We start from the raw sequence: 12,800 nt of genomic DNA on the forward strand, positions 1-12,800 counted from the left end.
TACATTAGTGCCCTTAATCATTACTAAAATAAAGTACATTTATCTTATTCTAAGCATCATGGCTCCATGAGCAGGAATGTCCAATTGTAATGAGTTCCTGTTGGTTATCAGATCTTCTTTCTTCCAAAGGTCTCGAATAGCATTGAACGAATCGATTCCTAGCTCAGCTATATTAACATGAAAGCTTTGGTCGGAATCACTGATGTTGAATACGGCTAGTACGGTGTCTCCATCCAGTGTTGCTGTCCAGACGATTTTCTTCTCATCTTTCCATACCTGTTTTCCCCCCTTACTTTTTTGATTGACTTCTAGTACTTCTCCATTGGAGATCAATTCGATAGTGAAATCATCACATTCTGGTAAGTTGCCACCAAACATCAGTGGAGATCGGAATATACACCAAAGTGTCATTAGAGTGATTTGCTCCTCTTGAGTAAAGTTGGTGCTTCGGTTTTGGCCACCAGATTCACCGCGAGGCATATAGCCTAGAGGTAGCATATCTGCATCTGGCCAGTGGTTTTCGGTCACGAAAGGAGCCCAATTGGCACATCTTTCCATTTGCTTGAGCAATGATCCCCAGTGATCCCAAAAGTCAGCTGAGATTCTCCAGAGGTTGGCATGGTTGCGGAGGTGATTGATGATGGTTGTCTCTGGCCCTCCTGGAGAGATGCTTAGTACCATGGGATGTCCACAGCCATCTATGGCTTTTCTGATCCCTTCGATATCGTCTATGCGGTAGGGACTGCCTACTCCTGTGGGTGATCCATCACTATTTTCTACCTCGTGCCAGGCATTGACGTCATCTGCTTTGATGTAGTCTACATCCCATGAGGCATATAGCTCGAAAATGGAGTCATAGTATTTTTGAGCACCTTCGTGAGCAAAATTTAGCGTTCGTAAGCTATTGTACCATGGACATTTCTCTTTGTCATAGGAGATGTCTTGAGCTTTGAATTCAGTTCCTTTGATGGGCGTGTTTTGCTGCACAGCTTGCACAGGAATCCCGCGCATGATATGGATGCCAAATTTCAATCCCAGGCCATGGATGTAATCTGCCAAAGGCTTGAATCCTTTTCCACCAGCGGAGGAAGGGAATTTCTCAGGGTCAGGAATCAATCGACCATATCCGTCGATCAGTTGATCAATGTTCACGTTTTTGTAAGTCTCGTGGGTGGCCCCTGGAGCAAACCAGGCCAGATCTACGATCACATATTCCCAGCCATAGGGCTTTAAGTTCTTGGCAATGAAGTCTGCATTTTGTTTTACTTCTTTTTCGGTGACAGTCACCGAAAAACAATCCCAGCTATTCCATCCCATAGGAGGGGTTGGGGCGATATTGTGAAGTGTTGTATTACTCATAATTGTTGTCGATATTTTTTAATGAGTGCCTTTTTAGCACTATTTATTATTTACTATTAGAGAATGACGGAGAATAGCAAAACCATAAACAGCATCAGAAAGATGCTGAGACCTGACCATAGTGGTACGCCAGTGTACCATTTGTTGCCCAGTCCACCACCGAAATTTTTGGTTTTGAAGTTGAAAGTCAGATCATCTGATACTTGCTCGGGTGCAGGAGCTGCTGTTAACACCGCAGAGATACTACATACTGCCATCGATACGATCCATGACAGCAAGGCTTGATTGGCGAATGGTACCAGGATGCCTTTCCAAAATGTAGCATTTGCACTCAGTTCCTCTCCAGCAAATACAGTGAATTCTAAAATCTTCAGCACTGCAGAGAATGCAAAAGAGATCAATACCGTATTCATGGCATCTTTTCCACTTACTTTTCTCCAGAGCATTCCCAGTAAGAAGATTGCGGAGAAAGGTGGCGCGATGAAATTGTATAAGGCTTGAATGAAAACAAAAAGATTGACCTTAGTAGCAACAGCCAAAACAATTGCAATCCCAATGGAGGCAAATAAGATGACGATTCCCATTACTTTTCCTAATCTGACCTGTCCTTGATCGTCCAGCTGAGGGTTGATCATTTCTTTATGAATATCCATGACATACATGGTAGAGGTACTGTTCAGCACAGAGCTAACAGTACTTTGGATAGCTCCGAACAAGGCTGCTAACAAAACTCCCCTAAGGAATGTCGGTACCAATTGGCCAATCATCACAATATAGGTGTTGTTGGCTTCATCACTCATCAAACCCCAGTCCCCACTCAGAAGGAATTCAGGCTTCATCGCAAAGTAGATCATGCCAGGGATCACCACGATGAAGGGGAGTAGCAACTTTAGGAAAGAAGCAAAGACCATCCCCATACGGGCATGATACATGTCCTTAGCGGCAAATACCTTCTGGATCATGTGCTGATTGATCACGGTGTACCATAGACCAATGTAAAAGAAGCTGAAGACCCAATGCGTCCAGGGATTTGTATAGTGGTTGAGAGGTTGTAATACAGATAATCGTTCGTAGTTGTCACCTGGCTCAGAGCCTTTGAGGATGTTGACCACATTTTGGTCGATCCAGTCTTGGACCCAAGCTACTTTGCCTGCATTGATGTCTATCATGTTTTGGAATCCGGCAATCATCCCTTCTCCATCACCCAAAGCTGACAGTCCCAGAAAAGTAACCGCCAGTCCACCACCAACCATGATGATAATGGTGAGCACGTCCATAAAAGCCACCGATTTTAGACCTCCGATGATGGCCCAGATACCTGCAGTGATACCAATGATGAAACAGCTCAATACTTTGTCCATCCCAAAGAAATTGTTGAGAATCAGAGATCCTCCATAGATCACAGGCCCCATGAAGGCCACTACATTGGCAATGATTGATAAGATGGCGAAAAAGTGTCTCAATTTCTTGCTAAAGCGCTTTTCGAGGAACTCAGGAGCTGTGTAAACATTCGAGGACAGTAGAAATGGTATGAATATCCAGATCAAAAAAGTGAAGGCTATCACGGTGCTCCATTCGCCCGTGGCAACTGAGATACCATAGATTACAGCCGCACCTATCAGACCAATAAAATGTTCAGTACTGATATTGGCAGCAATGTAAGAGCTACCTACGACATACCATGGTAAGGTTTTTCCAGCAAGGAAGTAGTCTGCGGCATCAGTACTTTTCTTCTTGCCACTGATATAGCCAATAAGGCTCAACAATATGAAATAACCAAAAAAGGCCACATAGTCTGCAAAGTGTAGTTCGAATGATGTGATTTCCATAGTCTATTTATTCTTAGTTGAGTGAAAGAAAGATGTCACCATCGCGATCATCTAGTTCAAAGGTTTGGTCCACAGAACCGTCAGATGCTCTTTTTCTTTTTTGTTCGAATTGGATGGTGACTGGGCCATTTTGCCATTCGTTGTAGATGACGGTGCCCTTTGTGTATTCACGCTGGAATGCACCATCCTCTCTGGTGGTAACTTTCGTAAGCGGATTACCCAATTCTACGTCCCAAAAGGGATACCAATCATGATAGTGGTCGGGTGTTTTCAATGGATTAGGATCTGCATATAGGGTATATCCATCGGAATGGGTGAGGCCCAGCGTTGTGACTGCTCGCATTCGAGACAGGTCGTCTCTGTTGCCCCATGTTTCCAGGCAGTTGATCACTGGTGCTTGAAAATGGCTTTCGAAGAAGGTGAGTGCCTCTCTCATTTTTTTCCATTTTCTTCCGTTACGGTTCGTGTCACCTCCCAAAATGCCTTTCACCTCTAGGGATTTGTCATCAATAGGGTTCAGCTCCATAAAAGAGCCATTAATGTAGGGCGCATATTTTTCCCCATCTTCGATATCATCGTGGATGTTGACTATGATCAGCCCTTCCTGACCAATAGCAGCTCGTGTTTTTTTGATGATGTCAAGGTGCCCGCTCCAGTCAAACATGACGCCATCATAGACTCCTGATTCCAGAGCTAGTTTGCATTGTCTGGCGACATTGTCTTGAAATTCGGGATTGTCATAGTTGAGCAAGTAAAATGGCTCCCAGCCTCCTAGCCAGCCTTTTTCAATTTCTCCATTTTTGTTCCTGAGCCACCATGGACTGTCTTTGGGTAAGAAACTGCTAGGTGCATCCCTCCATCTGACCTCAAAAAGCAGTACCATATTAGGGTTCTTTTCCAGCAATCGAGCTTTATTGGCTTTTGCCTTTGCCAGGCTTTCAGGATCAAAGGTGTCAGAAAGACCATCGTGTGTTCCAGCCCATTCCAGCCCCAAGACTAAATCAACACCTTCTCCCAGTTGACTCAAGGGTTCTTCCCAAAGGAGGTCATGTTTGGCAGCTGCATCCAATCTCTGCTCCAAAGTTTCGGTAGGGTACTGCTCTGGCATGTCTATTCCATACCATGCCTGAAAGATAGAAGGGTAGCTTCTGGCAGATATTCTTTCTACTGTAGTTTTTTGCTTGGCTTCTGTTTGAACAACTTTTTCTTCCTTGACTTCACGCTTGCTCTCGCAGGAGAACAATCCATAGCTGGCAGTTGCAAGTACCAGACTGGCTATATATAGTCTTTTCATTTTAGCTTCATTATTATATTAAATCCAATCACCAAGGTAAAGTGACTGGGATCAAGTGGGATGTCCGTCCATATTAGAAAAGCGCTCATTTGTACATTTGATTAAAATCTAGGGATTTGAAGGTGTTTTGGAAGAATGAGCGCCTCTTTAGCACTTATGCGCTAGTGGAGGCTTTCACTTTCTTCTTTATTCGAGTAATTATTGATTTAAAGAAGATATGAGAGTATTTAAATACTATGCTGACTTGCTACTCTTGATACTGATAGTTTCATGCAAGCAAGGTTTACAGAGGGCTGAGGTTGAAAAAGGCCAGATTCAGGAAAGGACCAAGAAGATGAATATATTATTCATCAATGATGAAGATTTGTCCATTCGCGCTGTGGGTGCCTATGGCAATGAAGATGCCATCACTCCCAATCTTGATCGCTTGGCGGACCAGAGTATATTATTTAACAATGCGATTTGCCAGGCACCCATGTGTAATGCCTCTCGTGCTTCATTTTTGACTGGTCTTAGACCGGAAAATATCAATGTTTTCACTAATCAGGACTTGATGAACGAGTCTTCCCCAAATCAGATTTTGGGGATTGCTTCTGAACTCAAGGACAAGGGTGCTTTTTTGGCCAATATTGGCAAACTCTATCACGGGAGGGAAAAGCATATTCGATATGATGATTTTGATCTACTCGCTTATTGCAAGTTTCCGAAGGACTTTAAGGGAGAGGTGATTGCTGAAGACGAAAGTTGTTCTAAGAGAAGATTCATTTATTCTCCAGATTCTGTTTTGGAAAATGAATTGATCAAGAGACAGAAAATCTACGAGCAAAAAAACAAGGAAATCCCTATGACTGCTGAGAATTGGTGGTTCGATGTGGGGATTCCTTATATAGGTATGCAATTTCAGCTACTGGGAGATTCTGGAGTGCCAGAAGAGTGCGACGAAGATTATAAGAAGGCCAGGTTAGCAGGGGAGTTATTGAGGCAAAAAGCCGCTGACGGACAGCAATTCTTTTTGTCGGTGGGCTTCTCAAAGCCACATACGCCTATCAGAGCGCCTAAAAAATACATGGATATGTATGAGGTGTCTGAGACGCGTTTGACATCCAAACAGCCAGAATTAGATAGTGGAATGTTGCCTGCATCCAAGCGATTTGGTGCTGGGGCTGATTTGTTTACCGGATGGTTTGATGAAGAATTTCCGCAATTGAGAGAAACGCCAGAAAGACAGCAAAAGGCAGTGGCTTCTTATTTGGCTTCATCTACCTTCATAGATGCACAACTAGGCTATTTGTTGGATATACTCGAAGAGACTGGATTGGCTGAGAATACGATAGTAGTATTTATGACTGATCATGGCTTTCATCTGGGTGAGCATGGACTTTGGAGCAAGTACTCCGTTTTCGATGAGGTCTTGCGCGTACCTATGATGATCAAGGTTCCGGGTGTCGCTAGTGCAAAGCATGAGGGAATAGTGGAGCTGCTAGATCTACTGCCAACGTTGAAGGAAATGTGGGGACTTCCTGTGCCTGATTACCTGGAAGGGGAAAGTTTGCTTCCGGTATTTGAGCAGCCGGAAGTATCTGTTAAGACACATGCATTTAATACATTCGATCAGTACGGAATAGCTAAGAAACATGTCCGTGGTTATACGATCAGAACAAAAAGGTACAGGTTGACCAAATGGGGAAAGAATACTTTGCATGGAGTGGAATTGTATGATTTTGAAGTAGACCCAATGGAGCAACATAATGTGGCGGATCAGACTGATTATTCGAAGGTGAGAGATTCTCTTTTGCAGATTTTGGACAAGGAAATCATTCTTCAGGTAGAGGCAGAATCGTAATTGACACAGAAGCTTTTGCTCTGTACGTTCAGTTTTTTTGCCCAATGGTGTTTTTACCTCTTTTAGCCTTGTCGGGATTTGGTTTCAAATTGTTAGCTGGCTTCCTTAGCTTTTAGAAAGACAATTACTACTTATGAAAAGGATAATATTTTTTGGTTTGCTTTTTTCTTTTTTAGGGCTCAAGGCTCAAGAGCAAGCGACGATTTCGGGTGAATTGAAAAAATGGCATAAAGTGACGCTGGACTTTGTGGGACCAGAGGTTTCAGAGTCAGACGAATTTAACCCTTTCTTCAATTATCGACTCAATGTAAATTTCACTCATTCTGAAAGTGGCAAGAGTTATATGGTACCTGGGTACTTTGCAGCTGATGGTGATGCAGCCAATTCTTCTGCTACCAGCGGTCAGGTTTGGCGCGTTCATTTTGCTCCGGATGAGGTTGGAGTATGGGCATATGAGGTTCAATTCAGAAAAGGAAAGTGGGTGGCAGTTAGTGATCGGGACACTCCTGGAGTCTCAGGTGAATTCATGGATGGTGCTAAAGGACAATTCATGATTGAAGCATCAGACAAAACAGGACGTGACTTTAGAGCCAAAGGTCGACTTGACTATGTTGGAGGACAATATTTGCAATTTCAGGAGACAAAGGATTACTTCCTGAAACAGGGGCCAGATGCGCCAGAAAATTTCTTGTCCTACGTGGATTTTGATGGAACCTTTCATAATGATGGTCACAAAGATCATCTAGTAAAAAAATGGGAAGCACATTTGGTTGACTGGAAAGAGGGTGATCCAACGTGGCAAGGTGGAAAAGGAAAAGCGATCATTGGAGCGATGAACTATCTAGCGGAAAAGAAATTGAATTCTGTTTCTTTTCTGACAATGAATATAGTAGGAGATGATCAAAATGTATTTCCTTATGTGGATTATGATACTTACGATCGCTTTGATGTTTCTAAGTTGGATCAGTGGGAAATATTGTTTGAACATGCGGATCGGTTGGGTCTATTCCTTCATTTCAAAACTATGGAAATGGAGAATCAGGGGCTTTTGGATCATGGGGGTGTAGGTGCTTATACCAAGCTATATTATAGAGAATTGATTGCCAGGTATAGTCATCATCTGGCGCTGAATTGGAATATGTGCGAGGAAAACGGTGATTGGGTGAAAAATCATAAAACGCCTCCTCAATTCAAATATGAACGACTATCGATGGCTGGATACTTTCATGATCACGATCCATATCAGCACCACATTGTGATTCATAATGGCAACATGTTCGAAGATATATTAGGGTCAAATTCTATGTACACAGGGTTATCTATTCAGACCCATCACGAAGATTTTCATTTGGTGCATCCCTGGGTGATCGAATGGAGAAACAAATCAGTAGAGGCAGGAAAGCCATGGGCCATAGCTGTTGATGAACCTGGAGATGCTCAGCACTCTTTAATGCCAGATAAGGATGACCCTTCACATGATGTCGCCAGAAAGAATGCCTTATGGGGAGGAATGATGGCAGGTGCCTGGGGTTTGGAGTGGTATTTTGGATACAAGCATGATCATTCGGATTTGACATGCGAAGATTACCGATCGAGAGATGCTTTTTGGGACCAATGCGTCATAGCTCTTGACTTCTTTAATTCTCTTCCCTTTTGGGAAATGCAGCCTGCTGATCAACTGATAGATAATGGCAACTATGTTTTCGCTAAGCCAGGAGAGATTTATGTGGTCTATTTCAAAACAGGTGAAAAGTCAAAACTCGATCTATCAGCCGCTCAAGGAGAACTTGAAGGCCGTTGGTTTAATCCAAGATCAGGGGACTACTTGAAGAAAACAATCAAAGTAAAAGGAGGGAGTTCGGTGGAGTTGACAGGACCAAAGAAGGATGATGATCAGGATTGGACTCTTTTATTAACAAAAAAATAGGGAAGTCTGATCCTTCGGAGTAGTTGGTCATGGACTAATCAATTTGTTTTTTTCATTGGTAACGTTAAAATAAATCACTCTTGAGATCAGACCCCTTTACCAATATATGACTAGGATAACATTGAATTTATGCTTACTGATTTGGGGCTTTAATTCCTGGAGTCAGGAATTGACTTTAGATGAAATCAGGGTTCGAGATCCATACATTGTGGCCTACGAACCTACTCAGACTTATTATCTCTATGCTCAAAAACAGAACAGGTTAGATGCAATAGAAGATGAGGTAGGAGTAGAAGTGTATCGCAGCAAGGACTTAAAAACCTGGGTAGGTCCAAAATCGGTTTTTCAAGCTCCTGAGGGCTTTTGGGGACGACAAATGGTCTGGGCGCCAGAGGTTCACGAATATAAGGGTAGCTATTATCTCTTCGTTACATTTACCTCTTATGATACGCTGGATACTCCAGGGCAATCGACCGCACCGCAGTGGAAAAGAGGTACACAAATCCTCCGAGCTTCGCACCCTGAGGGGCCGTTCGAATTGATTTCGAAGGATTCGCAGACACCTCCCGAATGGATGTGTCTGGATGGTTCTCTTTGGGTAGAAGAAGAAACCCCATACATGGTTTTTTGTCATGAATGGGCGCAGATAGAGGATGGAACCATCGATGTGATCGAGTTGAGTGATGATCTGGCTAAGGCAGTTAGTGATTCTCAAGTTTTGTTTTCTGCTACTAGCATTCCATGGGTGAGAAGTCTGGCAGATACAGGATACAAACATCATGGTTATGTCACAGATGGAAATTTCATTTATGAAACCAAGAATGGAAAATTGATCATGATTTGGTCATCCTTTGGGCCAGAGGGGTACGCATTGATTCAAGCCGTAAGTGACAGTGGGAAAATTCATGGTCCATGGAGACAAATTGAAAAACCATTGTTCAAAGCGCATGGTGGTCATGGTATGATTTTCAAAACATTCGAAGGTCAGTTGATGCTTTCTTTTCACCAACCCAATTCAGGGAAATTGGAAAGAGCCCAGCTTTTTGAGATCAAAGATAAGGGCGATCATATCGCACTGAAGGATAAGATTAAGTAGTCTTTAGTCTTAGTTTTAGAGAGAAGAGGCCGTCCAATGGATGGCCTCTATTTTTTGATACCCTTCCATGAAGTATTTTTGTATTTGTAAGAATATTAACCCATTCCTACCTTCGAAATCCGTCTGTATTAAGCCTTGGAAAGTTGTTGGGAAAGCGCTCAGTTGTTTGATTGCTTTGTTGATTTGTGTATTTGTCCCTGCTGGGATGAATTAACTAGTCAAATAGACAAATAAACAAGCCTCAGAGCCTGCGAAACCCCAATTTAGTATTGTGATATTGTTCGAATGGACAATCACAGTTACATGAAATGAAACTTTTTAAGCGTATGAAACAACTATTTACTATTGCATGTCTGAGTGTGATGCTGGTTGCGTCGCTAGGTCTGAGGGCTCAAAATCAGATCAGCGGGACAGTCGTCTCAGATGTAGATGGTACCGGATTGCCAGGTGCCAACGTGATCGTCAAAAACACCAGTGAAGGAACAGTGACAGATCTGGATGGAAACTTTTCTATTTCTGCTCCGGATGATGCCACTCTGGTGGTTAGCTTTATTGGGTTCGAAACTCAAGAGATACTGGTCGCGGGACGCAGTACTATTACCATCAACCTCATAGAAGATTCAGAGACTTTGGAAGAAGTGGTCGTGATCGGATATGGTGAGGTCAAGAGGAGTGACATGACAGGTGCCGTCGGTTCTTTGAAAAGTGAGACAATCGAAAAGGTAACACCTACTTCTATTCAACAAGCATTGCAAGGTCGAGTGGCAGGTGTACAGGTGAGCTCGAATGATGGAGCGCCAGGTTCTGGTATCTCTATCAAAATCCGTGGTTCTAATACCTTGACAGCAGGGTCACAGCCACTGTACGTGATCGATGGATATCCAATCGAGCAGGTCTCAGGATCTGATGGTGGAGACCCATTTAATCCTCTGTCCACGATCAACCCAAATGATATTGCGTCTCTTGAAGTGTTGAAAGATGCCTCTGCTACAGCTATCTATGGATCGAGAGGATCTAATGGTGTGATTCTGATTACCACCAAGAAAGGTAAAGCAGGGAAGGTAAAAGTTGATGTGAGCTATAATACTAGTGTGTCAAGTATTCCAGCTGAGCGTATTCCTGAAATGATGGACGCTGAAGAATATACACAACTGCAATATCTAAGAGCCATTCAGAGTGGTCAAGGCCAGGACTCCATCTGGTTAGCCAGATTAGAAAGAGAATGGTGGACAGCCGACACAGTTCAGTATACGAACTGGTTAGATGAGATCACCAGAGATGCGATTGGGCATCAGGCGAACCTGTCAGTATCAGGTGGTACTGAAGATACTAAATATGGCGTATCTATTGGCTACAATGATGAGGATGGGATTTTGGAGAATTCAAACTTCAAGAGGTTTAGTGCTCGATTGAATTTGGATCAAAAAGTCAATAACTGGTTGTCTTTGGGTTTGAATAGTTCCTATAGTAATTCTGACTATACAGGAATTATCAATGATTGGAGAGATGGTAACCTGATCAATCAGGCACTCTTTACCAATCCGTTTATTCCAAAGGATTTCGAAAACGTAACTGATATTTCAGATGACGCCTTGGGTGCATTTTTTGACCAATCTAATCCTATCAATGAGGTGATGGATCCTGAGGTCACCAAAAACTTCAAGAGAATTTTTGGGAAAGCCTATATGAATATTGATATAGCCAAAGGATTGAGATACCATATGAGTTATGGTGCCAATTATCAGCTCTGGAATCAGGATTACTTCTTCCCTACTAGTACTAGAGTAGGTAGGAATAACAATGGCTATGTAGAATTGAAAGATGACGTGCTTCAGGATTGGGTGTGGGAGAATAGACTGAGTTACAACAAGAAATTCGGTGAGCATAGTGTCAATGCTACTGCAGTGATGGAGATGACAAGGAGATCCAGAGAATCACTGTTTTTAACAGCCACCAATCTGCAAGAGGCTGATGAGGCACTTGGCTTATATGGCCTGAAGAACGGTACCTTGAGCAGACCTACTCAGGAGCGGCCTGTTGATGATGCTTTACATTCTTACCTGGGTCGATTGGTTTACACTTTCAAAGGCAAGTACATTTTGACTGGTACTTTCAGAGCGGACGGTTCATCTAAATTCGCTGACGGTTACAAATGGGGATATTTCCCATCAGTAGCCGCTGCATGGAATGCTGGAGATGAAGAGTTTATACAAAACTTAGGCGTTTTTTCGGACTTGAGAGTAAGAGCCAGTTACGGTGTATCTGGTAATCAGCAGATCATACCTTTCCAAAACATCGCTGTAGTAGGTGATGGTAATCCTTACAACTTTGGTAACAATGTTGTCAACTCTAAGCAGTACGACAATTTTGCTACAGAGGATTTGACTTGGGAAACGACTTCTTCTTATGATTTTGGATTGGAGTTTGGATTCTTTCAAAATAGACTGACCGCTACGGCCGATTATTATTATAAGAAAACTGAAGACCTCTTATTAGATCAGCCATTGCCTGGAGGTAGCCTTTTCAACTCCAGAGTAGCCAATGTGGGTGAATTGGAGAACAAAGGTTTTGAATTGACTTTGAATGGTGTCATAGCGGAAAAAGAGGATTTTTCGTGGGATGCGGGCATTGTATTCTCCAGAAACCAATCGAAAGTTTTGGATTTAGGTGGTCAGGACAGAATCCTCTTTAGCAGTGGTAATGGTAACAACAACATCAACCGATCTGCGACTAAGGATGTCATGTTGAGAGTAGGTGATCCAGTGGGTATCTATTATGGATATGTACAAGGTGATGTCAAAAACACAGCTGCTGAAGAAGCCAATAACCCAGTAATCACAGGCGTTACCGCAGGCGTAGGAGCATTCAATCTCGCTGATTTGGATGGCAATGGTGTCGTAGATGCCAATGATCAAATTCCATTAGCCTACACTGCACCAGATTTTACAGCCAGTTTCACCAACACATTCAGATATAGGAATTGGGAGCTTTACACCTTCTTCAATAGCTCCTATGGCAATGAAGTGGTTAATGCCAATATCGTATTTGCTACGACTGGTCAGTATGGCAACAACTCTCTATCAGAATTGAGCGGCCACTACCTGAGTGATGTCAATTATGATGGCAACTACCAGGCAGTAGGTATCAATGATGTAAGACAGTATGTGAGGAGTGAGTTCATCGAAGATGGGTCATTTGTTCGTCTCGAGAATGTGACTTTGAGTTACAGTTTTGATTCGAAGTTTTTGGACAAGGCTGGATTGAGAAACCTGAAAGTGTATGTAGCGGGCAACAACCTTTTTGTTTGGACCAAATATTCATGGTTCGATCCAGAGGTGAACTCGACATGGGGTACAGCTTCTAAAGTAGGCTTTGGAAAAGACCAGGGAGCATACCCAAGAGCTAGAGTATTTAGAGTAGGTATCAACTTCGGATTCTAAAAAAGACTAAAA

General features: G+C 42.8%; 7 protein-coding genes. 4 read left to right on the forward strand and 3 right to left on the reverse strand.

What is annotated here, in order from left to right:
* Window positions 1-39 precede the first annotated feature (39 nt).
* The 3 genes from N7U62_RS21640 to N7U62_RS21650 are packed head-to-tail and all read right to left on the reverse strand — an operon-like array spanning window position 40 to window position 4,482.
* On the reverse strand, window positions 40-1,359 hold the full coding sequence (locus tag N7U62_RS21640) for a glycoside hydrolase family 27 protein (RefSeq protein WP_264140206.1): 1,320 nt from the start codon (window positions 1,357-1,359) through the stop codon (window positions 40-42).
* Between the two features lie 56 nt (window positions 1,360-1,415).
* The gene (locus N7U62_RS21645; protein WP_264140207.1) at window positions 1,416-3,188 is read right to left on the reverse strand and encodes an SLC5 family protein; all 1,773 of its coding nucleotides are present in this window, start codon (window positions 3,186-3,188) and stop codon (window positions 1,416-1,418) included.
* 13 nt (window positions 3,189-3,201) lie between these two features.
* On the reverse strand, window positions 3,202-4,482 hold the full coding sequence (locus tag N7U62_RS21650; RefSeq protein WP_264140208.1) for an alpha-amylase family protein: 1,281 nt from the start codon (window positions 4,480-4,482) through the stop codon (window positions 3,202-3,204).
* Window positions 4,483-4,699: 217 nt separating this feature from the next.
* Here N7U62_RS21650 and N7U62_RS21655 point away from each other — a divergent pair, with 217 nt between their 5' ends.
* From N7U62_RS21655 to N7U62_RS21670, 4 genes are all read left to right on the forward strand, one after another.
* Window positions 4,700-6,325: a sulfatase gene (locus N7U62_RS21655; protein ID WP_264140209.1), complete on the forward strand. Its 1,626-nt coding sequence runs from the start codon at window positions 4,700-4,702 to the stop codon at window positions 6,323-6,325.
* A 133-nt stretch (window positions 6,326-6,458) separates the two neighbouring features.
* Complete coding sequence (locus N7U62_RS21660; RefSeq protein WP_264140210.1) at window positions 6,459-8,252, forward strand: DUF5060 domain-containing protein; 1,794 nt, start codon at window positions 6,459-6,461, stop codon at window positions 8,250-8,252.
* 121 nt (window positions 8,253-8,373) lie between these two features.
* Window positions 8,374-9,348: a glycoside hydrolase family 43 protein gene (locus tag N7U62_RS21665; RefSeq protein WP_264140211.1), complete on the forward strand. Its 975-nt coding sequence runs from the start codon at window positions 8,374-8,376 to the stop codon at window positions 9,346-9,348.
* Window positions 9,349-9,674: 326 nt separating this feature from the next.
* Window positions 9,675-12,788, forward strand: coding sequence for a SusC/RagA family TonB-linked outer membrane protein (locus tag N7U62_RS21670; RefSeq protein WP_264140212.1), 3,114 nt, complete (start codon window positions 9,675-9,677; stop codon window positions 12,786-12,788).
* Window positions 12,789-12,800 lie beyond the last annotated feature (12 nt).

This window comes from Reichenbachiella ulvae, from assembly GCF_025833875.1.
Lineage (GTDB): Bacteria > Bacteroidota > Bacteroidia > Cytophagales > Cyclobacteriaceae > Reichenbachiella > Reichenbachiella ulvae.